This window comes from Bradyrhizobium sp. USDA 4506, from assembly GCF_054058795.1.
Window position 1 is genome coordinate 6,522,533 of record NZ_JBSSBM010000002.1, and the last position, 25,259, is coordinate 6,547,791.

The window sequence follows — 25,259 nt, forward strand, 5'->3', positions numbered from 1 at the left end:
AACCGCTTGTATCATTGTAGCGTCCGGGAGAGTTTCCATGAGACGACGATATCCTTTTGCCATTGCACTGGTTGGTGAAAATAGTCTTCGCAAAGAAGGCCTTGCAAGAATTCTAAATTCGGAGAATTTCGTCCTAACCTCGATATACGACGCCGATGATTGGCCCAGCGACGAGGCGCTTCAGAAAGCCCCCGCCAGTCCGGCATTGTTCCTCATCGTTCATAGTGGCGATGATTTTCACCCGACAGTCGAGCAAATCGACTCGTTCAAGCGCCGTCACGCGGATGCACGTGTCGCAGTTGTCGCGGATCACTTTCATCTGAATGATCTGGTCGCCGCATTCCGAGCCGGCGCCACCGGATATTTCATCGACGTGATGAACTGCGACGCGTTCATCAAGTCCATCGAACTCGTCATGATGGGTGGGACGGTATTCCCGCCGGCATTTTTGGAGTCCGCTCTCGATACCGAGAAACGCGAGGTGGACGATGCCCCTGTACCCAACGATGACGATCATGCCGTCGCAACGGCAGATGACACGCTGGCTCAGCAACTTTCGCCGCGGGAAGTTTCAATTGTGCAGTGCCTGATTGAAGGCGATTCCAACAAGTGCATTGCGCGCAAGATCAAGATTGCCGAAGCCACGGTGAAGGTTCACATCAAGGCGATCCTTCGCAAGATCCGGGTTCAGAACAGAACGCAGGCAGCAATCTGGGGATTGAACCATCGATCTGCGGCTTGGTCGAGAAACAGCAGTTCGGCGCATCAGATCGTTGACGTGACCGAGCGGCTCCTCCCACCTGGCCGGGAAATTCCCAAGATCGCGAGAGCGGGCCGGCCGGCGCCACTTGGCGCGATCGACCATGCGGAGAACTACTTCGAGGTCTCCCTCACCAACGGCCATACCCGCAAGGACATGAGCTCAAAAGCCGACGGGGCGATCCGACTGCGGAAATAGCTGAGACTCGTCCGGTCTGGCGCATCGGCATCACCGCGCGGGATGATTTCCCGCGCGCGGCGAGCATTGACCACGCAGACGCGAAACGGAAGCGGAAATGATCTTGTTGACCGGCGGTGCCGGCTATATCGGATCCCACATCGCTGTCGCCCTACTCGACGCCGGGCTCGATGTCGTCGCGGTCGACAATCTTTCCAACAGCAACAGCGCCTCTCTCGAACGGATACGAGCCATCTGCGGGCGATCGGTCATTTTCCGGCATGCCGATATTCGCAATGAAGAGGCGATCTACCAGATCCTGCGCGCCCACGACGTGACTGCGGTCATTCATCTCGCCGGCCTCAAGGCGGTGGGCGAGTCCAGCGCTCAACCCATCACCTATTACGACAACAACGTCGTGGGAACGATGCGGCTCGTGTCGGCCATGACGCGAGCATCCGTCAAGACGCTGGTCTTCAGTTCATCCGCAACCGTTTACGGGACACCCGCGTACCTGCCGCTGGACGAGAAGCATCCTGTCGCACCGATCAATCCGTACGGCCGGACAAAATACTTCATCGAAGAAATCCTGAGGGATCTTCATCGGTCCGACAAGGATTGGCGGATTGCCATCTTGCGCTACTTCAATCCGGTTGGCGCCCACGAAAGCGGACTGATCGGAGAAGATCCCCTGGATGTGCCGAACAATCTGCTGCCGATCGTGGCACAAGTGGCGATCGGACGACGTCCGACGGTGCATGTTTGGGGAAACGACTATGATACGCCTGATGGCACCGGGATCCGTGACTACATTCACGTTGTCGATCTTGCATCCGGACATCTGAGCGCGCTGCGCCAACTGAGACAGCCCGGCCTTCTGACGGTCAATCTCGGAACAGGAAGCGGCAGTAGCGTCATGGACGTGATCCGGACATTCAAGGAAGTGAGTGGCCGACCAATTCCGCATGTGATCGACCAACGCAGGGTCGGTGACGTCGCAATCTGCTATGCCGATCCAACTCTCGCGAAGAACCTGTTGGGCTGGACATCAACGCGATCGCTGACGCAGATGTGTGCCGACCATTGGCATTTTCAGATGAAGAACCCGAATGGCTATCGCGGCGCCTAGTCGGCGAGAGCCGTCTGCGCCTTCGAGAATTTCAGTCCTGTTCGAGGCCTGCTCAATCCCGCGCAAGCCAGACGACTGCTCGCATCGGCAAGCTCAAGTCGCGCCGCTGCCTGTTACGCCACCACTCACCAATGGTCGCGATCGGCAGGATGGCAGGATGACGCACCGACTATTGGCTAATCCCTAATTGCTGCCATCACTTGCTGTACAGCAAGGCATCTTCGGGAGCGGCGCGCTATGGTTGTGCGAGCCGACTTACGTTGTTCAAGGTAGGACGGAATGCTTCTGGACAACGAGACGCCTGGCGCCACCATGTGTTCCGAGAGCTTCCACGCTCGCGACCATGGGGAGTCGGAAGCCCGACTCACGATAGGCCAGGTCATCGGTCGAACTGCCAGTCGGTTTCCGAACCAGCCGGCGATCGTCTCGAGCGCTTTCGAGCCTCTGACATACAACGGTCTTGAACGCCAGTTGAACGCAATCCGCCGGCGGCTGCGCCTGGCCGGCTTCGATTGCAATACCCGGATCGGGGTCTTGATGCCGAGCGGCCCGGAGGCGGTTCTCGCCATCGTGGCAGTCGCCTGCTGTAGTGTCGCGGTGCCCCTCGACCCACGCCTCTCGCAGCCTGAGATCGAGCAGCGTCTCGACATGCTGAACCTGAGCGCGCTCGTTGTGCTGCAGGGCAGTGCCCCTGAAGCTCGCGAGGCCGCAGCCCGCAGAACGCTTGCGATCGTAGAAGCCGCGCCGATCGGACAGGGCCAGCTTGGACTCGAGATCGCCGTGCAAGTTGCTGGCTCCCCTGCCATAGACGCCGAGCCGGATCCGCACTCCCCCGCCTTCATTCTGCAGACGTCGGGCACGACCGCGCAGCCGAAGCTCATTCCGTTCAGTCATGACAATATGCTGGCGGCGGCCGAACGCCTTCAGGCCTGGTTCGGCCTCACATCCCGGGACCGATGCCTGAGCGTGTCGCCCCCGTACTATTCCCATGGGCTGAAAGTGACGGTCTTCACGCCGTTGCTGACGGGAGGCAGCATTGCGATCCCGGCGAACAGTGCGATCGTCGCACTCGATGAGTGGTTCGATGTCCTGCGGCCGACCTGGTACTCGGCAGGCCCGACGCTTCACGCCACGGTGCTCGACAAGGCACAGAGCCTCGAGAATGCGCAGGCTGCGCACACTCTACGGTTCGCCATGTCAGGCGGCGCGCCGCTCCCGAGGATCGTGCAGGAAGACCTGCAACACGCTCTCGGCGTGCCGGTGCTGGAGCATTACGGCTCCAGCGAGGCGGCGCAGATCGCCGCCAACCAGCTGCCGCCCGGTCCGAACAGACCGGGCACCTGCGGGAGACCCTGGCCCGATACCGTGGCGATCGTTGGTGAAGATGGACATCCCTTGGCAGCCGGCGAGCGCGGAGAGATCTGGATTCGTGGACCGACCGTGACGTCGGGCTATCTCGATGAGCCGGAACTCAATCAAGCCGCTTTCACGAAGGGTTGGTTTCACACCGGCGATATCGGCAGCCTCGACGAAGACGGCTTCCTTTCGCTGCACGGCCGCCTGAGCGAGCTGATCAATCGCGGCGGTGAGAAGATTTCTCCCGCCGAGATCGAAGCCGCGCTATTGCGACATTCGGCCGTCGCCGAAGCTGCGGCCTTCGCGATCTCACATCCGCGCCTGGGCGAGGACGTCGCAGTCGCCATCGTCCCTCATTGCGGGGCGGAGCCGACCGCTGCGGAGCTTCGCCAGTTCCTGCAACGCGAGTTGGCCTCGTTCAAGATTCCGAGACACATTCTGACGCTCGACCATCTGCCAAAGGGGGTGACGGGAAAGGTTCAGCGGCGACGTCTGCGCGAGTTGGCCGACCGGCCACGGGGTCATCTGGCGCCGATGCCGGCGTCCGTCGCGAACGGGCCGTTGAATCTAGAAGCCGAGTTGCTGACGCTCTGGCGCAGGCTGCTCAAGAACCAGGCCGTGACCGTTGACAGCGATTTTTTTGCCAGCGGCGGAGACTCCCTTCTCGCGATGGAGATGCTGATCGAGGTCGAGCGGCTCGTCGGCTATCCCGTGCCGGAAACCATCATGTTCGGGGCAGAAACCATCCGGCAATTTGCCGCAAGGGTTTCCGCACAGACGGACACGTGGGCGACGGCGTTCTTCCAGCCCCATGAGTGTGGCACGCGGTCTCCGCTGTACTTTTTTAACGGCGACCTTGTCAGCGGCCACGCGAGTGTGCGGCGGCTGGTAGAGCTTCTGGGGCCGGATTATCCGATCATCTCGATCAATCCCCACGGTCTTCATGGGGAGCCGATTCCGGCCTCGATCGAGGCGATGGCCGCCGACCGCCTGCCGTTCATCCTGGCAAGGCAAGCGAGCGGTCCCTTTCTTCTGGGCGGCAAGTGCAATGGCGCCATGGTGGCGTTCGAAGTGGCCCGCCAGCTGATGGCAGCCGGCCACACGGTTGATTTGGTCACGATGGTGGACCCGCCGACTGTCAGTGCCCGTCCGATGCCACGGGCGATCCTGGGGCTGCTGAAGCCGCTGGTTTCCCCTTATCTCTTGCGTTGGACCTTCGAGCAAATGGTGAGACTGGAGCGATATCTGAAGCTCCCCGCGAACGGACAGACTGCGAGCGCCAAGGTCGCAATTCCGACGGCGTTGTGGGACGCTCATTCAATCGCAATGGCGCAGTATTGTCCGGCACCGCTCGAGATCCCTGTGGCCTTTTACGCGGCCGACCACGATGGCCGAGCGTGGCGGCATCTCAGCGCTCAACTGGAATTGATACAGGTGCCTGGCGGACACCCAGGCTGCCTGTTGATCGGTGCGGAACGGCTCGTGGATCACCTGCGGCGGAGATTTGAAAAACTCACCTCTGGATCGAGCGCCACGTGACAAACCGGACGTCAGCCATGGCAGGCCCTGGTGAGCGGGCGAGGGATCAAGGCCGTCGGACGCCGAAGGCTGGAGCGCGCTGCACCAGCCCTGAGCCCGGTCGATCACAGCTTCACCTCGGCACAGTTGCTCGGCCGGCACAAGAGGCTAGCGTGGGTACTCAGGAAGGGTCCGCACCTCGATCAAATTCCGGATATAGTTCGCGTTATCGGGTTCCGCCGAGGCAACGGTCGGAGACGCCCAATCACGACGTGTCCGTCAGAGGGATGCCTGTGTGTGACCAGCCACCCGTCGGATCTTGCGCGAGCGTTGCAGCTTGGTCCTTCGGTCTTCCCGTCGCGGCGCGCGTTCGGTCCTCTGGCGTTGGAACGGGAAAGCATGCCTGAGACGGTTACCGATGTCAGCCTGGATGCCCTGGAGAGCATTGCGTGGCTTGAAGCCTCCTGGAAGGAGCTCGAAGCGCGAGTGACTCACTCGTTCTTCCTGTCCTGGCTCTGGATCGGCACCTGGCTACGGCATATCCCGAAGGGCGCGCAACCACACGTCCTCGTGGCCCGGTCATCAGGCAAGATCGTTGGCCTGGCGATTATTTGCCGGCGGAGAACGTGGAGTCTCGGGCCGCATGCACGGACGCGCTGGCTGCTCAATGAAACGGGAGATACCCGTTTCGACCGATTGTTCATCGAGTACAACGGTATTCTTGCAGAGCAATCCGATGCCATCATGTCGGCAGGTCTCAATGCGTTGACGTCCCGCCTGCGCCGCTCGGATCAGTTGGTGCTCTCCGGAATTGATCCGGACCTTGAGGCGACTGCCAGTCGCGCCGCAGGCCGGGCTGGGCTCGTGACCGAGGTGAAACAGGCTGATGCGGCATTGTGGGTCGATTTTGCCCCGGTCCGCCAGCGCGGGGGCGATTATCGCGCCACATTGGGCCGCAGCACGCGCCAGGCCGTGAGCCGTGCCATGCGGCTGTATGCCGAACGCGGCCCCGTTGAACTCCGCATCATGGAAACGACGACGGAGGCCCTCGCCGCGTTCGATCTGCTGAGCGACTTTCATCGGTCGCGATGGGGACGCAGGGGAGCCTTCGCCAATCCCGGCTTCCGTCCGTTTCACGAGGACCTCATTGCGCGCGGCGTCCCCACGGGGGCCGTTCGCATCTCACGGACGTTGGTTGGGAACGAGACAATTGGGGTCGTGTACAATTTCGTGCATGACGGCCGTGTCCTGAACTACCAGAGCGGCTTTCTCTATGAGAGCGACAGCCGGCTCAAGCCCGGGCTCGTCAGCCATGTGCTGGCTATTGAGGACAGCATTGCACGCGGGGAAAGCGGCTACGACTTCCTGGCTGGTGGCGGCGGGCACAAGTCCCATCTGGCCAATCGGGAGCAAGCCATGACGTGGATCGCTGTAGGCAAAGACAGTCCGGAGCGCCACATCGAGGCCAAGCTGCGCAGCGCCAAGCGGATGCTACGGACCATTGCCACGAATCTTCCAAAGAAGACTGCGGCTCTGTATTCCGTATTCGGGGCTGGTTCCTAGCCGGTCGGTTTAGGCTCCTTGGCGAGAACCAACGTCCGGTCGGCGATGTGGCCATGTCGGTGCTGCCCCTTTTTGACCGCCGACCCGGGGCAGGCGCTGACACCCGGACTGCATCCATTGACCGGCTAGCGGTCCATTCCCCTAGGAATATTCCCCCGTTTGCGCTCTTGGCGGAAGAACGCTGCGCTTGCCACCGGGTCACTCAACCCGAGCCGTACAATCCGGGCACGGGATGGGAACTGGCAAAAAATGGGTAATTACGATGGTCCATTGAGCCATGGCGGTGCGCGATTAAAATTTCAATCAGCAGTCCGCTCGAATGCCCATCGCAATACCGTTCGCAACCTACCGGCGGCAATCCGGATCGAGGCTAATAGAAAGCAAGTTGTGATGGCTTTTCGCACAGGTGCCTGTGAACAGAGCGAGTGGGAAAATAGTCGTTCCTTTGACGGGCCAGGCTATCGCAGACTTGAACGCGGGGCTCGCGGAGCCTCCACCGCCCCTTCGAGCTTTCTGGACAAAGCAGTCGAGCTGAGACCCGAGGTCATCACGCCGGTTGTCGAGAATGATGGTCTGGAGGTCCTGGCATTCATGCTCCATGTGGAGCAGGACGTCATCCGGGAGCTAAGCGCTTGCCTCAACGAGGAAGAACATCGGCGCGCCGCGGGATTGAGATTGGAGCGCGATCGCCGCCGCTTCATTGTTAGCCGCGGGCAGCTGCGCCAGGTCCTCGCTTCCAGACTGGGAATTTCGCCTTCAGAGATCGAGCTGGAATATGGACGGCTGGGCAAACCCCACCTCTCCCGCCGCATGCCCGCCCGCGACGTGCGCTTCAGCGTCTCGCGATCTGGAGAAGTAGCGGTCATCGCCCTCTCGATCAGGCAAGAGGTCGGCGTGGACATCGAGGCAATCCTCCCTGTGCCCGAAGCGGACGAGATCGCAGCGCTCTGCCTTTCCACCTCCGAATACGAGTCCTACGCCGCCCTCGATCCGGAAGACCGGCTGGAAGGCTTCCTCCAGCGTTGGACCCGGCTGGAGGCTGTCTCCAAGGCGCTGGGGTGTGGCTTGGGACAGCCGATTTCCTGGGATGAAGGGGATTGGGCTGTCCGAAGCTTCGTACCGCAACCTGGATATGTTGGGAGCGTGGTCGTCCGGAAATGAACTGTCATCCGGAGTCGAAGTCACCGCGATGGCGCACGGAACAGGAAATGTCAGCTTCATCGATGAAAAGCCCGATGTCAGCGCACGTGATGCAGTTCTCGGAGCTGCTCGCAGACCTCGCGGTCAAGGACATCAAGGTCTGGGTGGATGGCGACCGGCTGCGCTGCAACGCCCCGGCCGGCGCGCTGACGGCGGAGCTTCGCGATCAGTTGCAGGGGCGGAAGGGCGAGATCATCGCGTTTCTGAACATGGCCACAGCCGCGGCCAAGCAACCGTCTGCAATCGTTCCGTTGCAGTCTCGCGGCATACGCATACCCATTTACGCAGTCCCCGGTCATGTCGGGGCACCGTCCTCATTCCTGGACCTCTCGAAGCACCTGGGCGTCGATCAACCGTTCTACGCCCTCCAACCGCCTGGCTTCGATGGGCAGAGCGAGCCGATGGATCGCGTCGAAGATATCGCCGAGTACTTCGCCCGCCAGATCGTCGAATATCAGCCGACCGGTCCGTACATCATCGTCGGCTATTGCTCGGGCGCTCCAACAGCTTTTGAACTGGCGAGAATCCTGGGACAGCGCGAGTCCGAGGTCTCATGCGTTGCGCTGTTTGGCCCGCTTCACCCCACCACCTATGGGGAATGGCCGCGCCGGCTGTATTTCATTGCCAGAGGCAAGGCGGAATCGTTCCTGCATGAGACAGCGAAGCTGCCGACATTCGGCGCCCGTCTCCGATATTTCGGCAGTCGCCTGCGCGAGCACGTCCGCGCCCTCGTACCCCTCGTCGGCAAGAGCAATGAGCCTGTCGCGACAGACCCGGTATTGGCGAGCAGGGCTCTGCTCAAATCCACGGCGATCGCGGCCTTTCAGCGCTACACTCCCACTCCGTATTCCGGTCGGGTTTGCATCATCCTTCCCAACAAAGCCTGGCTGCGATCGGGCGCCGCGCCACACCGATGGCTACAAGTAGTGCCGCATGCCGAATTTTACTTCGGGCCCGATGACTGCAACGAAGCCTCGATGCTGATGGAACCTGACGCACCTGCCATTGCGAACCTCTATCGCGAGGCAACCCAAAAGCAGAACGATTGACGTGATTTTCGTTTTTAGTTTTCCCGACGGGAGCGTATTTCATGAACGAAGTCCTACCTATCGCGCCGGAGGGCGTAGCGCTTCCCCTGCTGAAGGATTCCGATCATCAGGCGCTGGTTGTCGATTACAACGCCACGGCGGCACGCTATCCGTCGGACAGGACGATCATCGATCTCTTCCGCGACCAGGCGACGCGTAATCCTGACGCCGAAGCGATCCGCTTTGGCGATGCAACGCTGACCTACCGGCAGCTCGACGAACGCTCCAACCAGATGGCCGCGTATTTGAGCTCGACCGGCGTGGGCCCGGGTCGGATTGCCGTTGTCTTCATGGAGCATTCCATTGAAGTCGTCGTTGCGATCCTGGGCGTGCTGAAGTCCGGCGCGGCCTATGTGCCGGTGGATGCGGCTACGCCGAAGGGGCGTATTGCAACAATCCTGCAGGACATTTCCAACGGGACCGACGGGCGGGCGCCCGTGGCGATCACCCAGTCGCGCCTGCGTTCCGGCATTGCCGCGAACCTTGCCGAAATTTTCGTGCTCGACGCCGATCTCGAGTCGATCTCGAATCAGCCGGCCTCGGCCCGACCGTCCGCTGCCACGCCGGACGGCGTCGCCTATATCATCTTCACCTCCGGCTCGACCGGCACTCCCAAGGGCGTCGAGATCGAGCACCGAAGCCTGGTGAACTACATCTGGTGGGCGGCCCGGGTGTACAGTTCCAGCGAAAGTCTCGCATGGCCCCTTTTCTCATCCCTCGCATTCGACCTGACGGTCACAACGCTCCTTACGCCACTCATCACCGGCGGCCGCATCGTGGTCTATCTTGGTGATCCCGGAGTGCAGAGCATGGTCGTGCTCAAGGTGATCGACGACAATGCAGTGGACATCATCAAGCTGACGCCGGCGCATCTCGCGATGATCCGCGACCGCAATCTTGAGACCACAAGACTGCGCAAATTCATCGTGGGCGGTGAGGACTTCAAGGCCGCGCTGGCGCGCGATATCACCAACGCTATTCCCCATCCTGTCGAGATCTACAACGAGTATGGACCAACCGAAGCCACGGTGGGCTGCATGATTCACCGCTTCGACACCGACCGGGATCAATCCGCATCGGTGCCGATCGGCGTTCCGGCCGCGAATGCGGGAATCTACGTCCTCAGCAAAGAATATCAGCCCACCGGCCCTGGGATCATCGGTGAGATGTTCATTGCCGGCGACGGCCTCGCGAGAGGCTATTTCAATCGCCCCGATCTGACCGACGAGCGCTTCCGCACGGTCGCCGATCCCCGAGATGGGCGCTCGAAACTGCGGCTCTACAAGACGGGCGATCTCGCCCGCTGGAACTCGGACGGACGCCTGGAATTTCTCGGCCGCGCCGATCATCAGGTGAAGGTCGGCGGCACCCGTATCGAGCTCGGCGAGATCGAAGCACGGCTTCTCAAACACCCGGACGTTCAGGAATGCGCCGTCGCCGCCTCGATGACGAGAGCAGCGACACAGAAAACGACCCAGATCGGCAATGGCGAACCGTCGACGCCCGAAGACGGCATCGCGCGACTTGTGGCCTATTATGTCGCGTCGAAACCTCTGACCGTGGCGGACCTGCGCGCGCACCTCGCCGAAGAACTCCTGGAGTCCATGATTCCGACCCACTACGTTCGCCTCGAGCGGATGCCGCTCACGTCCAACGGCAAGATCGACCGCTCATCGCTTCCCGAGCCGACGGCGGAAAACATCCAGCCGGCGCAGGTCTTCGCCGCCCCCTCGACAGAGACCGAGAAAGCGCTGGCCGCTCTATGGTGTCAGCTCCTGAAGCTCGAGTCGATCGGACGCCACGACAACTTCTTCGAACTGGGCGGGGAGTCGCTGCTGGTGGTGCGGGCGGTGTCGCGCATGCGCAAGATCTTCGGCGTCGACGTGCAGCTTCGCAACCTCTTTGAGCGGCCGACACTGGCCGAACTGGCGGAAGTCATCGACGGAATGCGCTGGGTGGCCGATTCCAGTGCCCCTTCCCTCTCGGAGGGACCGAGAGAGGAGGTCGAACTCTAGCCGGAAGGTCTCCGCCTGGTCTTGGGCGGGACAGGAGCCTTTGAGTCAGGCTCATAGCAGATCGGATGAAGATGATGGACAAAGCTTGGAAGGCGGCGCAAGAGCCGGAGCTGCCCTGGATGGCGGCGGAGTATGAGCTCTTGCGGGACCAGGTCCGCCGGTTCGTCAAGGAGGAAATCAAGCCCTGCGCGGATCACTGGGAAGAGAACGGGTTCATTCCCCGTTCGATCCTGCGCCGCATGGGCGAACTCGGCTTCTTCGGCATCCGCTACCCGGCTGAGTATGGTGGCGCCGAAATGGACTCTGTCGCGTCAACGGTCTTCGCCGAGGAGCTCGGGCGCTCGACCTATGGCGGCGCCGCCGACGCGATGCTCGTCCATGCCGACATGGCTTCCTCGTACGTCTTTCACGACGGGACCAAAGCCCAGCGGGCGCGCTGGATGCCGGGCATTATCAGCGGCGAGGTGATCACCGCGATCGCGATCACGGAGCCGGATGCGGGCTCGGACGTGAAAGCCATCCGCACGCGCGCGGTGCGGGACGGCGACTCCTACGTGCTCGACGGCACCAAGCTCTATATCACAAACGGCGTCCACGCGGATCTCTACTGCGTCGCGGCCAAGACTGATCCCTCGGCCGGAAGCAACGGGATCACGATGTTCCTCGTCGAGAAGGGAACGCCAGGCTTCAGCGTCGCGCGCGAGCTGGACAAGCTCGGCTGGCGCTCCTCCGACACGGCGGAACTTGTCTTCGACGGCTGCCGCATCCCCGCCGACAACGTGCTCGGCGCGGAGGGACAAGGCTTCTACTCAATCATGCGCAACTTGCAGAACGAACGCCTTGTCCTCGCCGCCATGGCGATAGGGATGGCCGAGGCAGCGATCGACATGACCCTCACTTACGTGAAAACCCGCCGGGCATTCGGGGGCGTCCTTTGGGACATGCAGGCGATCCGTCAGCGGCTCGCGATGCTTTCTGCGAAAGTGGAGGCAAGCCGCGGGTTTCTCTATGCCACCGCTTGGCGCATGGCGGCCGATGACGATTGCCTGCGCGAGATCTCGATGTTGAAGGCCATCTGCGGCGAACTCGTCAACGAGGTCGCGTATGATTGCGTGCAGTTCCACGGCGCCATGGGCGTCATGCGCGAGAGCGCGATCGAGCGCGTCGCGCGTGACGCCCGCGTCCTTTCGATCGCCGGCGGCGCGACCGAAGTGATGCTTGAGGTGGTCGCATCGATGTCATGATCCTGACGCGGCGTTGAGGCGTCGCTCTGGCGTCAGCTGCAGGAAGGCGGGGTGCCGGCCCTTCGGGCGGCGGGCTCGGATGGAACCAGTATCCGGGCCGATCCCGGCGGCCGACGCAGCATACGGCGCGCCGGATTCACCCACAACGGTAGGCGTCATTGCCGCCGAACACCGGCAGACACTGTGTGGAATCCGAGATTCGCTTGAAGGAGGATTTCACTCCGCCGCTGCAACCCGTCCGCTCGATGCAGCCTTCGGACTGCCGAGGTTTTCAACTGACCGAACATGATCAATGGCCTGAACGTGGATCCCTTTCACGGCCCTTCCAGATGGGTCATTCATGCTCGCAAATTGCTGAGACCAGAGAAATGCCGTCGGCGTGGAGCAGGCGATTGAAGGACCGACGGGCACAGTCAGGCAGGCTGTCGGGTTGTTGAAAATGCCATCAAAGATGGTCCTGTAGAAATATCCCTCTTTGGACGTCGGCGTTTGCCGCGGAAAGCGCTTGCTCGCCTCTGCGAGCATCTGATCCGAGACTTTATTCTCGGCTTGATGCTTCAAGCTTTCAATCCAGCTGTACCCTACCCCGTCGGAAAACTGCTCCTTTTGACGCCACAAGATCGCTTGCGGCAACAGATCGGGAAATGCTTCCCGCAATATGCCCTTCTCGATTTTCTCGCCAGGGCACATCTTCTCGGCGGGGTTTATCGACATTGCGTAGTCCAGAAATTCCTTGTCCAGGAAGGGCACACGGGCTTCGACCCCCCACGCCGCCATTGCCTTGTTCGCGCGACAGCAATCATACTTGCTGAGCGCAAAGATCTTTCGGACGGTCTCGTCGTGGAATTCTTCTGCTGACGGCGCCATGTGGAAGTAGAGATAGCCGCCGAATACCTCGTCAGCGCCTTCTCCGGACAACACCATTTTGATGCCCATTGATTTGATTTTGCGCGCCATGAGATACATCGGCGTGCCGGCACGAATGGTGGTGACGTCAAAGGTCTCCAGGTGCCGGATCACGTCCGGCAATGCGTCCAATCCTTCCTGCACGGTAAAAACAATCTCGTGATGGACCGTGCCGATGTGAGCCGCCACGTCTCGCGCATGCCTCATGTCGGGTGAGTTTTCGAGGCCGACGGAGAACGAGTGCAGCCTCGGCCACCATGCTTCTTCGGTTTCTCCCGACTCGATCCGCTTGAAGCGGTGGCGCGCCGCGAGCGCCGCGATAAGCGACGAGTCGAGCCCGCCGGAAATAAGCACCCCGTAAGGCACATCGCACATCATTTGCTGCTTGACCGCAGCTTCGAGCGACGTTCGGAGCTCCTGCAGGGACACCTTCCTGCTTGGAAGAGTATGTGCCCATTGTGGATCATACCACTTGACGAACTTTCCGGCCTTGGCGCTGTAATGATGTCCCGGAGGAAACTCCCGGATCGTCTCGCATACGCAATCGAGGGCTTTCATTTCGCTCGCGACGTAAGTCGTGCCGTCGCTGCCCCATCCGATGTAAAGCGGAACAATGCCGATGTGGTCTCGGGCGACGAAGAAATCGCCACTGCGCTCATCGAAGAGGGCAAATGCAAAAATGCCACTCAGCATATTGCACACGGCAGGGCCGTACTCGTCGTAGAGATACAGGATGATTTCGCAGTCGGACTTCGTTTTCCATGCGTGCGGCAGCTTCAGCGCCTCGCGCAAACCGACATGATTGTAGATCTCTCCGTTCACGGCCAAGGCGCGACCCGCGGTCACGTCGAGAAGGGGTTGAGCGCCGTGCTCCACGTCGACGATGGAAAGGCGCTCGTGCGCGAGCACTGCGCCGTCGCTGGAATAAATGCCGCTCCAGTCTGGCCCGCGGTGCCTGACCGTCTTGGCCATCTCGAGTGCCCGGCTGCGCGCCGACTCAAGCGATTCTTTAAATCCAAAGATGCCAACGAAGCCGCACAAGGAGGTTGCCCCTTCTGTAAGTTCAGATCGCAGCGAAGCGGAACAGCGGATCGAGAACGGCAAAAGTCACAAAATATTCAAGGTTCAGATCAAGCGGAATTACCTTATGCCTATGCCTAAGCGGCGACACCGTCGCATAGGCTAAAAATATACGGACAAGCGGCATCAAACTCCGTGGCTGCTCGTGTCTTCTCGACGTGCCAATCCCGATCCTCTCCCGCTTCCGGCTTTGTCACCTGCTGTCACGCCGCGAGTCTGCCGCGGTCACGTCGGTCCGGCCCATCACGACCGGAACGTTTGAACTGCTTAGCTTTCGGGGTGCCGTGTCGGGACCATCCTGGTATCGCAGCGAGACCTCGATGGTGTCACCCGGCTGCAACTCGGCATCCTCGTTCACGACAATCCGTTCCGGTCCTTTCTCGCTCTTTCTAATAATAGCAATATCCGGCTTACTGCCGGCTCCCCGTGCGAGCTGCGATCGAACCATCGAAGTGTATTGAAGCTTCTCACCGACGCTCTGCAGTTTCTCGCGAATCTGATTGAGCTTTAAGCTGGTCTCTTGCAGCTCACGGAACAGATCAAGCTTCCGCTGATCGTCGAGCTTTGCCAACCGTCTGGCGTACTCGTCCTGCAATTTCTTGACCTGGAGCAATTGCGCAGAGGTTTGCAGCCTCCGGGTCGCCGACAGCAGAACCGCGCGACGCGCATCCGTCACGCGAGGGCTGATCAACGATCCCTTGCCGAACAAGTCGGTCGCTTTCTGAAGATCCTCGACGTCGGACTGAAGTCCTTCTTCATCTTTCTTTTGCTGCTCCGACAGCACGCGGACCTCGTCGTCTCCCTGCCGAACGCTGCGCTGCAAGTACGCCTTTTCCTGCTGATAGTCACTCTGCTTCGTCTTCAGATATTCGGCTTCCGCATTGACGATTTCCGAAACCGCCGACCGGGCTATCGGCAGGTCGGCAAGAGAAGCGCTTGGATTGATCTGCGTCCCTTCCCCGAGCTCGCTCTTGATGCGCCACATCCGCGCCTGTTCCTTGGCGAGTTCTGTCCAAAGCGAACCATACTCGCTTCTCAGGTCGGCTGACTCGAGATACGGATTGTTCATCCTGATATGCATGATGTCGTAGCCACCCGCCATGGCGATGAGCTGGCGCGCGGTACTCGCCGGACGATAAGGGTACTCCCCCGGCTTCGACACGTCCCCGTTGACGTAAACAGGCCTGTACTCCGCCACGATCGCCGTGACCTGATCTGCATCTATCACGACCACGACCTCGCGGCCGTCCACAGTCCTCTGTCGAAAGACCTTGCTCGTCATTGCGGCCCCGACCTTGGCCCGAATCTCCTGCAACGGCAGGCCGGCGACCGGGACCATCCCGACCAGCGGCAACGAGATATTGCCATCGACCTGGACGGGCGCGCGCTGCCGCAGCTCCGGCACGCCGGCCACCGCGACCTCCAGAACATCTCCGACGCTCACTCGATATTCGGCTTTCGCCTGCGCGGAAATCGTCAGGCCAACAGCCACCAGGCCCCACCTGACGCAACGGCCTGGTTGACCGCGACGGTTGTCAGGACGGAGGAAATTACGCAGCTTGACGTTCGGCATGGCGTGCTCGATGGCTCGGTCTCACGGATTGATCGACAATCTAATCCCGCAGCGCCTCGGCTCAACTGACCATCGTAGTTACTCCCGGCTACCCATTTATTGCCAATCCGCCTCCTGACCCGAATGCTATGTTTTTGTCAGGGGGACGGACTGCGTGACGGACTGCTTGGGAGTAACCGGTGAGCTATGCGTTTTTCACCAATTCGCCGGCCCCTACCGAGCGTTCGGCGCATTCGGTCGCTGGCCGCAAGGCAATTGCGGCTGACCTTGGCAAGAACAGATTGGCCGCCTTGCTGGTACTGGCGGCAGGCGCCGAGTTCCTCCTCGTAGCCGTTGGGGCTTTTGCCGCTGCCGTCCTCTATTATCGGCTGGTCCTTGCGCTCGACTATCCGGACACTCCCAAATACATCCTGGAATCTCTTCTGATTGCCACGTTGCAACTGCTCGTATCCGTTGGGCTCCGGCAGTATTCGCGGATCCAGACGCAGCCCCGCCACATCTTCCTATGGAGCGGCGTCAGCGCCGTCTTCTTCGTATTCTCCTTCTTCATCTCAACGATATTTCTTCTCAAGATCTCGGATGGCTACTCGCGCGCGACCGTGATGGCCCAGGCGGCAAGCGTTATCGTCATGGTGCTCTTCGCGCGCGCAATATGCTTCTCGTTGCTGCAGCCTGCCATCGCATCCGGACTGATCGACGCCAGGCGCGTCATCCTCATAGGTGAACCGAGCCACTGCCTGGATTTTTCCGCACGAGTAAGCGCCACCGGAATCCGGACCATTCGCTCGTTCGAGTTGCCGACCTTTCGCAAGGGCTCTTCGGCATCGGAGCACTTCGGGGCGGTCGAAGTGCTATCCCATGTCCGCGAACTGATCGCAGAGTGCCGTCCCCTGCGAGCGGATGACATTGTCATTCTGACTTCGGAGTCGGATGTTCGGGCCGCCCTCGCGCTCGCCGGCGCCCTGTCAGAGCTCCCGGTCGACGTTCACGTCGTCCCGGTCGGTGCAATCGACCTCATGGCCGTGTCGCGCATCACGCAATTCGGCAACATGGTGACGATGCGCATCTTCCAGTCTCCCCTGACGCCGTTCCACCGGGCGATCAAACGAGCCTTCGACATCGCGGCCGCAATTGCCGGACTTGTCATCATCAGTCCCCTCTTCGTCATCATTCCAATCGCAATCAAGCTCGATTCGCCCGGGCCGGTGCTATTTCGTCAGACGCGGCACGGCTACAACAACGAGACTATTCGCGTGTTGAAATTCAGATCGATGACCGTGACGGAGGACGGCGACAATTTCAAGCAGGTGACCAGACACGATCCACGTGTGACCCGGTTGGGACGCTTCATGCGCCACACCAATATCGATGAGCTTCCACAGCTCTTCAACGTGCTGGTCGGCGATATGTCACTCGTCGGGCCTCGTCCGCACGCGACCTCGCAGAACGAGAGCTTCGCCCGGATGATTTCGTCATTCTCCCGCCGCCACAACGTCAAGCCCGGCATTACCGGCTGGGCACAGGTCAACGGCTATCGTGGCGAAACCGACACCCTGGAGAAGATGCAACGTCGTGTCGAGCATGACCTCTATTACATCGACAATTGGTCATTCCTTCTCGATCTCAAGATCATCGTCATGACCCTCTTCTCCAGAAAGGTCTATTGGAATGCCTTCTAGCGCGATGACGATTGCTGCATGCAGTCCGTACAGCAAGATCGCAAGGGCATTGCAGTCGATCCCGTTCCCGTTCGATCGGCGGAGGCTTCGGTAGGCCACCAGTAACTGCAGGTTCGAGACAATGCTGCAAACTCACAGAACTGACAATTCGGCACCTCAGGACACGATGCCGCCTGAATTTGGTTCGCCGGCCGAATTCGTGGCGGAGGGTCTCGCCTTCTTGCGCCGCCGCCTCTCGATCATACTGCTGACGTGTTTCGTGATGTTTGGCGCCGGCTTGCTCTATCTCGTTGTCGCAGTTCCGACGTTTACGGCAACGGCGCAACTCATCGTCGACGCCAAGACGACTTCTTCCAACGACACGGCCTCGGCAACGACAGCCGTCGAAAGTCAGGTCGCAATCTTGAAGTCGGAGAGCGTCGCTCGCGCAGCGATCGCGAAGCTCGGTTTGGCGGGAGACCGGGAATTCTCCGGCGGCGCCCTGCACCACCTCAGTCGGTCGACATCCCGGTTGCTCGGCTGGAGCAGGCAGGACACGGACGTCGTCACGCGTGATGCGATGGAAGCATTCGCGCGCAAGCTCTCGGTGAAGCGCGCCGGTCTCACCTACATAGTCGATCTCGCCTTCAGCTCCGCCGACCCCGATCGGGCCGCGCAGGTGCTGGACACCGTCGTAGAGACCTACATCACGACGCAAATGGACGCGAAATACAAATGGGGTCTGCAAAACGAGAAATGGGTCAAGGAACGTGTCAACGAATTGAGCAACCAGGCGTCGACTGCCAAAAAGGCCGTAGCGGATTACAACAGGGCCAGGAATGGCGTCGCGGCTCCCGCGAACACCTCCGAGGCAGGTCCACCCTCGTCGCAGTCGACCGGAACGGCGCAAGACGAACTCCGCGAACTGGAAGCCACAGCGGACGCCGCCACCAGAACGTATGACAATTTCCTGCGGATGTTGCGTTACATGGACGCCATGCAGCAGCAATCCGCGCCGGTGTTCGAGGCTCGTCTGCTCACCGGAGTGTCTCATCCCTACACGGCCAGTTCGCCAAACGCCCGTTTGATACTTGGATCAGCGATCCTCGGCGGCATGCTTCTGGGGATCGGAATAGGATTGCTGCGCGACAGGTCGGACCGGGAACGCGCGCCCGCGCGCAGGTCTGCAGCCACCGCATCCGGAGGAACTGCAGTCGTCCAGGGGCTCAAGGCGAACGGCGTCAAGCCTCATTTCGATGGTTCGTTCAAGGTCGAGAAGCAACACACCTACAAGGAGGCCAATCCTGACTTATAGTCGCATGAATTGGCTCCCGATCGCGATACCGCAAGCTCGATTGAAACGCCCCGGACATCACCCGTCGAACAATGCTCGTCGGCGAACCGCCTTCATCGCGACGAAGGCAGCATGTTTCTCGTTACGGCCACCGGAGTGGGTAATCCAGAAGGGCCGGACGCTCTCCGCAGCCGTGGGGTTATATTCGACCCTGCGACAATGTGCCGATTTGACAATGTGTAACATTTGAACGCTCAGCCTCCGCGCAGTCCGCTCCTCCGCCCACGAGGTGCGCCGAACCGGGAATTCCGGGCAAGAGCTCGATCACAATTACTGGGCGCCGCGTGGCGTCCACCAACGTTGGCTTGAGCAATGACGAGCTTTACTCGACCGTCCGGCGGACCGGCGACCATGTTCGGCAATGTCTTCCGGCAGTCATGGCTGGCTTTGGCATACCGATGCTCGGGCGCCGTCGTCTCCCTCCTCTTCGGCGTAAGTTTTGCGCGGATGATGAACATAGAGGAATACGGTGCGCTCATGTCGTTGATGACGTTCGCGCTCGTCGCCTCCACCGTCGGCCTCATCGGTCAGCAATTTCGCGTGTTGCGGGAAATACCAAGCATCGCCGCCCGGAAAAACTACCCGGAGATCGGCTCGATTGTCGCGAAGCGGGTTCGCGTGGCATGTCTGGGCAGCGTTGCCGTGGCCGTACTCGCCCTCCTTCCGTTCGTCGCCGCTCACGGCCGCGACGGAATATTCGGAGGCTGGCAATATGCCACGAGCGTGCTTCTGATATTGCCGTTGTCCTTGATCGAAATGCAGAGCTCGCTCGGGCGCGCGCTCGGCTCCGTCAATCTCGCACTCGTGTCGAAGGATGTGCTGTGGAGATTTCTCATCATATTGTTGGGCGCCGTTCTCTTCGCGACGTCTGGCCATCCGCTACCGGCTGAGGACGTTCTGCTGATTGCGACTGGAATCCTGATCGTGTTGATCGCCGCCCAGAACATCTACCTGCGGCATCTCGCGGAGGGGTGTAAAGTATTCACCATGGCGGTGGGGCGATCGAATGACCGGCTTCGCGACATCGTTTCCACTTCGGGACCGTTCTGGGTAACCAGCGTCACGAGCATCATGGGCGGCACGGTCGACCTCGTCGTCATCTCGGTCATGGTGGGCCCGGAAGCCGGAGGATATTACTACGCTGCCAGCCGGATCGCGCTCCTTCTCGATTTCTTCCTGGCGACCTTTTGTATTCCCGCGGCGCCCCTCATCGCACGTCTGTTCGATGAGAATCGTCATGCGGAAATCACGCGCGTCACGTCGGGAGCGTCATTGGCTGCGTTTGTCGCTGTTCTCGGCTGCGTCGCGACGTTGGCGCTTGGCGGCGACCTCGCGCTGATGGCGTTCGGAGCGACTTTCACCCGCGCCTACGGCGTCCTGATGGTCCTGGCAACCGGCATGCTGGTGTCGACGTATTTCGGGATCGGCCCCATCGCCCTGAATATGACAGGCCATCAGCGCGCCGCGATGCACATCGTGGTGATCACTTGGGTGTCGGGGATCCTGGCCATGGTCGGCGCGACTTGGGCCTTCGGGACGATAGGAGCAGCGGTTGCCGGCTCCTGCGCGGGCATCGCAACCAGGGTGTGGACTGCGGCCTACATTTATTCGGCGGAAGGGATCGATATCACCGCCACCACGGCGCTCCGCGCGTTGGTTAGGCGCGCAACGAGCCGAGGAGTATCCGAACCGCGTAGCGAGGCAATACGGCCAGAAGCCAGCGGCACCATTCTTGACCTGCAGCCTGCTCGCGGCAGTCGGGACACACGTACATGAATTGGGGAGATAGTTGAATGCGTTCGCTGTCATCCGAGGACGCGACTGCTGCAATTGGATTTACGCGCGGGAGGCGGTACCTGATGGGCCGGTCTACATTCGATTACGAGGTGTCAGGAAGCCGGCTTTCCATGGGGCTGGTGAGGCTTCTGCACACCGTTGTTGCGCGGAGTACCGGGCGCGGTATGGGACTTGCCATGCGGGCGGTCAAGCCGCTTCTGCATTCCCAGCTGTCTTGCGTCCATTTCACCGACGGCAGCCGCTTGTACTTCGAGCTGAACGACGTCTATTGGAATGCGTTCTTCATCGGCCAGCCCGGCATGACCTACGAGCCGGACATAGCGACGCTTCTGCTGCGGCTGAAGGATACCGACTATACGTTCTTCGATTGCGGTGCAAACATCGGATACTGGTCCGTTCTCGTCACGTCGGAAATGCTGGGTCGCAAGCGCGCGATTGCCGTCGAGGCTTCACGGGAGACGCTTGCAATTCTCGAGCAGAACCGTGACGCGAATGATCAACGCTTCGATATCTGCCGAAGGGCATTGTTCGAGTACGACGGGCGCAGCCTGTTCTTCTCCGACGACGGACCTCATTCGGCCCGGCACATCGTAACGTCGCAGAGCAGCCGTCCGTCGCACACCGAACCCGTCATGTCGATAACGATCGATGCGTTGGCAAGGGACCAGCAGCTGACCGACAGCGATCGGCTCGTCATCAAGCTCGACGTCGAGGGCCAGGAGGTTGCGGCCCTGAAGGGCGCCCGGCAGGCTCTGAAGCGCGACACGCTGATCATCTACGAAGATCATGGCCAGGATCGCAGCCACGCGACCACGAGGTACGTGTTCGAGGCACTTGGACTTCCGGTGTTTGCTCTTGCTGCAGACGGATCAATCACGAAGGTCAGTGACCTCGGCACACTGGATCGCCTGAAGGTGAACCCCAAAATCGGCTACAATTTCGCGACCTGCCCACCCGGATCCGGCTTCCACCGCTGGATATCAGGAATCGCCAGTCAGGCCTGATCGTGTCGGGCGCCGATCCTGGCGCACGAGATCGCCGGCGGCTCAACCTACTTCGCGCGCCCGAGCCAGAATTCGCGTGCACTCGACTCTTCGACGCGATCGGAATGCACGATATCAGTCGCCGCGACCGAACAGCATCTGGACCGCCGACTGGACGCCATTCATTCGCCCCTCGAACGGAATTCTCCCGTCGGAAGGACCTCCGACCGCGATGCGGGGGAGCCCAAAAGGATTCAGCTTGCGATCAGATATCTGTCCATGCCGGGTTGTGACTGCGGTCGAAAAACCGACCTCCACCGCAAGATGTTGTTCTCGATCACCGCATGCCCTGGAGTTGCCGTAGGGAAAAGCGACGTGCCGAACCGGGCGCTGAAGCAGTCTCTCAAGATAGGTGCGGTTACCCGCCATTTCGGCGCGCGCTGAAGCTGCATTCAGGTACGCGAGCGCTGGATGCGATTCCGTATGCCCGCCAATCGTAGCCAGGGGGTGTCGTGCCAGGAGCTGAAGCTCCCGCTCGTTGATGAAATAGGCGTCGTTCAAGGCCTCCAGCGACAGATCGGCCTTGCTGAACGTAGGGGCGAGCATCTCGACTCGTTGGTAATCTTCATGGACCCAGTTGCTCACCTTCTCCAGGGCCGATGCTTTCTCGTCAAAATCGCGACAGCTGAATCGCATGTTCATTGCGTCGATCGCAAGACTGTCTCTCGAGCGGAACAGGTCGCGCAAGCCCAGCCACCACGGTTGCAGCGTCCGCTTCACCGCACCCGTTGGAACATATACGGTGAAGGGCGCGTTATTTCGCTCAAGGATCGGCAATGCCGTCGTGACGTTGTCCTTGTAGCCGTCGTCGAAGGTAAGCACCGCATAACGGCGGGGTTCAGGATCCACCGCCAGCCGCTCGAGACATGCATCGAGACTGACAATCTCCCATCCTTGCTGGCGTAGCCACTTCAGGGTGTATTCAAAGAAATCAGGCGATGCACCGGTCTTCAGCTCCGAGCGCCAATCCGGCTGAATCTCGTGGAACATCAGGATAGTGGCCCTGCCGGCAAATGCCATGCGCAAAGCAGGCGCAAGTCCCGCCCAACTTGCCGCATGGAATATCGTTCGGCTGAGTAGTCGCTTCACGCGAAATCACCACCGGACAGGTTGATTGCGCGCAAGCCGACCAAGCGTCTTCGGTGCTCATGTGATTGCGTGCGCGATCTGCCCATGCTCATCTCAAATAGCCCTCGTGAACACAGCAGTGTTTCCGATGGGAAACACCCCTCCATTTATCGACAAACCGCGGCGCTCTGGCAACCACGGCGCTGGTACTCACTACTGGGTACCCCAGATTTCATCGCCTCCACTCTGAATGCGCCGCCTGCATCGAACTGCTTTCACGGTAGCTTTTCGTCAGACAAAGAGTGCACCGGCCACTGGTGATGCCGGCCTTCGTGATGCGCGTGTCGAGGGCCTCAATGAAAGTACTGCTCGCCAATAAGTTTCTGTTCAACAACGGTGGCGCAGAGGCAGTGCTGCTTCAGGAAAGAATGTTCCTGACGAGCAGCGGGGCAGACGTCATTGACTTTGCGATGCAGCACGAGCGGAACATCGAGTCCCGCTACGCAAATCACTTCGTGTCTCGCCAGGAATACCGGACCGGCGGCCATCTCGCCAAAATCAAGAGCGCGCTCTCATTGATTCACTCGCGCGAAGCCGTGAGCAAACTCGCATCTCTGATCGAGGAGACCCGACCGGACCTGATGCACTGCCACAACATCTATCATCAGCTGACCCCGTCGATTGTCGGCGTCGCCAAGTCGCGCGGGATTCCGGTCGTGCTCACACTGCACGATTCGAAGCCGGTGTGTCCGGTGCACACCCGCATGCGAGAGGACCAATTGTGTTCATCGTGTCTCTCAGGCGATTTCCATCACGTGCTGATGCACCGTTGCGCTGACGGCTCGATCGCACAGAGCGCCACGCTTTACATGGAAGCGGTCATTCAGCGCTGGTTTGGCAGCTACGAGAAGGTGGATCGCTTCCTCGCGCCGAGCCGGTTCATGCGGGAGTCGGTGTTGCCTCGGTTCGCCGCGGACCGGGTACAGGTGCTCTACAACGGCGTGGATGTCAGCGGCATTTCGGCGAGCGATCGGGACAAGGGATACGTGCTTTATTGCGGCCGGCTCGCGCCGGGAAAAGGTGCGGAGACGCTGTTGCGCGCCCACGAAGCAGCGGACTGCCGGTGGCCTCTCGTCATCGCAGGCTCCGGCCCGCTGGCGGATAGTTTGAAGACGCAATTCACCCGGAATGTGCGTTTCGCGGGCCAGCTATCCGGCGAGACTTTAAACGAGACGATCGCCGAGGCTTCCGTGGTGGTTGTGCCTTCGGAGTGGTGCGAGAACTGTCCGATGTCGGTGCTGGAGGCGATGGCCTATGGCAAGGCGGTCATAGCGACCCGCGTCGGCGGCATTCCGGAGCTCGTGGACGATCAAGTGACGGGGCTTTTGTTTGAGCCCGGCAATACGGACGAGCTTCGTCAGCACGTCGACTGCCTGATGAACGACGCCGCACGCCGTGCAGGCATGGGAGCAGCAGGAAGAAGTCGCGTCGAAGCGGACTTCTCCCTCGAGAAGCATAACACCGAGCTGATGGCCGTCTACCGATCACTGGTGAGCGAGCGGCATTCATCGCATTGAGGATTGCAAATGGACCTCACCGTAATCTCCACGTTTCGTTGCAACTCGAGATGCCAGATGTGTTACATCTGGAAGAATCCGACCGATCCAAAGGAAGAGGTCACGCTCGAGACCCTGGCGAAACTTCCTGCGGGGTTCGATAATCTCAATATCTCCGGCGGAGAGCCGACCCTGCGGAAGGATCTGGCCGAGATGGTGGACCTGCTCCACCCAAAGGCCCGGATCATAGAGATCAGCTCGAACGGCCTGCATCCCGAGCGTCTCCTGCCCATCGTCAAGAAGCACCCGAAGATCAAGGTTCGTTTCAGCCTCGAGGGTGACGCGACCACCAGCGACTGCATCCGCGGCGAGAAGGACGGCTACGCCACGAAGGTCGCCGGACTTCGCATGCTGCAGGAGGCAGGCGGACAAGACCTGGGATTCGCCTTCGTCATCCAGGATGAGAATGTGGCGCAGCTCGTTCGAACCTATGAACTGGCGCGTTCGATGGGGTTCGAACTTGCGACATCGACGCTGCACAACGCGTGGCAATTCTACAAGAACGACAATTATTTCTATGAACGCGTCGCGGTGGCCAGGCAAGTCGAAGGGCTTATCACTGCGATGCTCAAGAGCAACAAGCCGAAGAACTGGTTTCGCGCCTACCTGAATCTGGGCTTGATCGAAAAGATCCTCGGCCACCCGCGGTTGATCCGCTGCAGTGCGGGGACGGATTTCGCATTCATCGACCCATGGTCCGATGTGTGGGCCTGCAACGTGCGGTCGGACCTGCCGCTCGGTAATTTGGCGCGCCAGTCCTGGAGCGAGATCATGGCCAGTGACACGGCCAAGAACTCCGTCGCCAAGGTTCACGCTTGCCAACAGAACTGCTGGATGGTGACGACCGCGCGCACGGCAATGCGCTCAACGCTGATTCCGCAGGCACCGAAGATGGGGCCGCTCATCTGGGTGCTGAAGAACAAGCTGAAGGTCGAGCTCGGCCGACCGATCTGTTTCGATCAATACATTGATTATTCCAACGTCGCGCCTACTCCGCGCGTCCAGCGAACGTCATTCCTCAACGAAAAGCAAAAGGCACGGTTGGTGCGCGGGAGAGACACGGCCGACGCCCGATATCCACTCAAGGAATTTATCAATAACTAATTCGACAGGA

At 60.5% G+C, this 25,259-nt stretch carries 17 protein-coding genes; 14 read left to right on the forward strand and 3 right to left on the reverse strand.

Features of this window, described 5'->3' with window-relative positions:
• The first annotated feature begins 37 nt into the window (after positions 1–37).
• From ACVIHF_RS32900 to ACVIHF_RS32935, 8 genes are all read left to right on the forward strand, one after another.
• Positions 38–958 carry a LuxR C-terminal-related transcriptional regulator gene (locus ACVIHF_RS32900; protein WP_456793167.1) on the forward strand — a complete coding sequence of 307 codons (921 nt, stop codon included), beginning with the start codon at positions 38–40 and terminating at the stop codon, positions 956–958.
• 97 nt (positions 959–1,055) lie between these two features.
• On the forward strand, positions 1,056–2,066 hold the full coding sequence (gene galE / locus ACVIHF_RS32905; RefSeq protein ID WP_456778532.1) for a UDP-glucose 4-epimerase GalE: 1,011 nt from the start codon (positions 1,056–1,058) through the stop codon (positions 2,064–2,066).
• Between the two features lie 279 nt (positions 2,067–2,345).
• Positions 2,346–4,961, forward strand: coding sequence for an AMP-binding protein (locus ACVIHF_RS32910; RefSeq protein WP_456793168.1), 2,616 nt, complete (start codon positions 2,346–2,348; stop codon positions 4,959–4,961).
• Between the two features lie 378 nt (positions 4,962–5,339).
• On the forward strand, positions 5,340–6,503 hold the full coding sequence (locus ACVIHF_RS32915; protein ID WP_229157720.1) for a GNAT family N-acetyltransferase: 1,164 nt from the start codon (positions 5,340–5,342) through the stop codon (positions 6,501–6,503).
• Between the two features lie 249 nt (positions 6,504–6,752).
• Positions 6,753–7,664: a 4'-phosphopantetheinyl transferase family protein gene (locus ACVIHF_RS32920; RefSeq protein ID WP_456793169.1), complete on the forward strand. Its 912-nt coding sequence runs from the start codon at positions 6,753–6,755 to the stop codon at positions 7,662–7,664.
• A gap of 47 nt (positions 7,665–7,711) precedes the next feature.
• Positions 7,712–8,752 (forward strand): thioesterase domain-containing protein, encoded by a 1,041-nt coding sequence (locus ACVIHF_RS32925; protein ID WP_456793170.1) that lies wholly within the window; start codon positions 7,712–7,714, stop codon positions 8,750–8,752.
• 41 nt (positions 8,753–8,793) lie between these two features.
• A complete protein-coding gene (locus tag ACVIHF_RS32930; protein ID WP_456793171.1) occupies positions 8,794–10,806 on the forward strand; it encodes a non-ribosomal peptide synthetase in 2,013 nt (670 codons plus the stop codon).
• Between the two features lie 65 nt (positions 10,807–10,871).
• Positions 10,872–12,050, forward strand: a complete 1,179-nt coding sequence (locus tag ACVIHF_RS32935) for an acyl-CoA dehydrogenase family protein (RefSeq protein WP_456793172.1) — start codon at positions 10,872–10,874, stop codon at positions 12,048–12,050.
• A 216-nt stretch (positions 12,051–12,266) separates the two neighbouring features.
• Here ACVIHF_RS32935 and asnB read toward each other — a convergent pair whose 3' ends face one another.
• Positions 12,267–14,060, reverse strand: coding sequence for an asparagine synthase B (asnB, locus tag ACVIHF_RS32940; RefSeq protein ID WP_456793173.1), 1,794 nt, complete (start codon positions 14,058–14,060; stop codon positions 12,267–12,269).
• Positions 14,061–14,229: 169 nt separating this feature from the next.
• Positions 14,230–15,609, reverse strand: a complete 1,380-nt coding sequence (locus tag ACVIHF_RS32945; RefSeq protein WP_456793174.1) for a polysaccharide biosynthesis/export family protein — start codon at positions 15,607–15,609, stop codon at positions 14,230–14,232.
• Positions 15,610–15,788: 179 nt separating this feature from the next.
• On the opposite strand from ACVIHF_RS32945, the gene ACVIHF_RS32950 reads away from it, so the two are divergent.
• From ACVIHF_RS32950 to ACVIHF_RS32965, 4 genes are all read left to right on the forward strand, one after another.
• Positions 15,789–17,288 (forward strand): undecaprenyl-phosphate glucose phosphotransferase, encoded by a 1,500-nt coding sequence (locus ACVIHF_RS32950; RefSeq protein WP_456793175.1) that lies wholly within the window; start codon positions 15,789–15,791, stop codon positions 17,286–17,288.
• Positions 17,289–17,454: 166 nt separating this feature from the next.
• A complete protein-coding gene (locus tag ACVIHF_RS32955; RefSeq protein ID WP_456793176.1) occupies positions 17,455–18,582 on the forward strand; it encodes a GumC family protein in 1,128 nt (375 codons plus the stop codon).
• A 390-nt stretch (positions 18,583–18,972) separates the two neighbouring features.
• Positions 18,973–20,397: an oligosaccharide flippase family protein gene (locus ACVIHF_RS32960; protein ID WP_456793177.1), complete on the forward strand. Its 1,425-nt coding sequence runs from the start codon at positions 18,973–18,975 to the stop codon at positions 20,395–20,397.
• Between the two features lie 17 nt (positions 20,398–20,414).
• Positions 20,415–21,422: an FkbM family methyltransferase gene (locus ACVIHF_RS32965; protein ID WP_310881718.1), complete on the forward strand. Its 1,008-nt coding sequence runs from the start codon at positions 20,415–20,417 to the stop codon at positions 21,420–21,422.
• Positions 21,423–21,536: 114 nt separating this feature from the next.
• Here ACVIHF_RS32965 and ACVIHF_RS32970 read toward each other — a convergent pair whose 3' ends face one another.
• On the reverse strand, positions 21,537–22,550 hold the full coding sequence (locus ACVIHF_RS32970) for a polysaccharide deacetylase family protein (protein ID WP_229157725.1): 1,014 nt from the start codon (positions 22,548–22,550) through the stop codon (positions 21,537–21,539).
• Positions 22,551–22,885: 335 nt separating this feature from the next.
• Here ACVIHF_RS32970 and ACVIHF_RS32975 point away from each other — a divergent pair, with 335 nt between their 5' ends.
• Positions 22,886–24,106: a glycosyltransferase family 4 protein gene (locus tag ACVIHF_RS32975; protein ID WP_310881717.1), complete on the forward strand. Its 1,221-nt coding sequence runs from the start codon at positions 22,886–22,888 to the stop codon at positions 24,104–24,106.
• A 9-nt stretch (positions 24,107–24,115) separates the two neighbouring features.
• Entirely contained in the window at positions 24,116–25,249 is a 1,134-nt protein-coding gene (locus ACVIHF_RS32980; protein ID WP_225162373.1) for a radical SAM protein, read from the forward strand.
• Positions 25,250–25,259: the final 10 nt, after the last annotated feature.

Excerpts from the sequence above, each read along its gene's own strand:
- ACVIHF_RS32900 (WP_456793167.1), top strand. The coding sequence starts at position 38 with ATGAGACGACGATATCCTTTTGCCATTGCACTGGTTGGTGAAAATAGT.
- galE (WP_456778532.1), top strand. The coding sequence starts at position 1,056 with ATGATCTTGTTGACCGGCGGTGCCGGCTATATCGGATCCCACATCGCT.
- ACVIHF_RS32910 (WP_456793168.1), top strand. The coding sequence starts at position 2,346 with ATGCTTCTGGACAACGAGACGCCTGGCGCCACCATGTGTTCCGAGAGC.
- ACVIHF_RS32915 (WP_229157720.1), top strand. The coding sequence starts at position 5,340 with ATGCCTGAGACGGTTACCGATGTCAGCCTGGATGCCCTGGAGAGCATT.
- ACVIHF_RS32920 (WP_456793169.1), top strand. The coding sequence starts at position 6,753 with ATGGGTAATTACGATGGTCCATTGAGCCATGGCGGTGCGCGATTAAAA.
- ACVIHF_RS32925 (WP_456793170.1), top strand. The coding sequence starts at position 7,712 with ATGTCAGCTTCATCGATGAAAAGCCCGATGTCAGCGCACGTGATGCAG.
- ACVIHF_RS32930 (WP_456793171.1), top strand. The coding sequence starts at position 8,794 with ATGAACGAAGTCCTACCTATCGCGCCGGAGGGCGTAGCGCTTCCCCTG.
- ACVIHF_RS32935 (WP_456793172.1), top strand. The coding sequence starts at position 10,872 with ATGAAGATGATGGACAAAGCTTGGAAGGCGGCGCAAGAGCCGGAGCTG.
- ACVIHF_RS32945 (WP_456793174.1), bottom strand. The coding sequence starts at position 15,609 with ATGCCGAACGTCAAGCTGCGTAATTTCCTCCGTCCTGACAACCGTCGC.
- ACVIHF_RS32955 (WP_456793176.1), top strand. The coding sequence starts at position 17,455 with ATGCCGCCTGAATTTGGTTCGCCGGCCGAATTCGTGGCGGAGGGTCTC.
- ACVIHF_RS32960 (WP_456793177.1), top strand. The coding sequence starts at position 18,973 with ATGTTCGGCAATGTCTTCCGGCAGTCATGGCTGGCTTTGGCATACCGA.
- ACVIHF_RS32965 (WP_310881718.1), top strand. The coding sequence starts at position 20,415 with ATGCGTTCGCTGTCATCCGAGGACGCGACTGCTGCAATTGGATTTACG.
- ACVIHF_RS32975 (WP_310881717.1), top strand. The coding sequence starts at position 22,886 with ATGAAAGTACTGCTCGCCAATAAGTTTCTGTTCAACAACGGTGGCGCA.
- ACVIHF_RS32980 (WP_225162373.1), top strand. The coding sequence starts at position 24,116 with ATGGACCTCACCGTAATCTCCACGTTTCGTTGCAACTCGAGATGCCAG.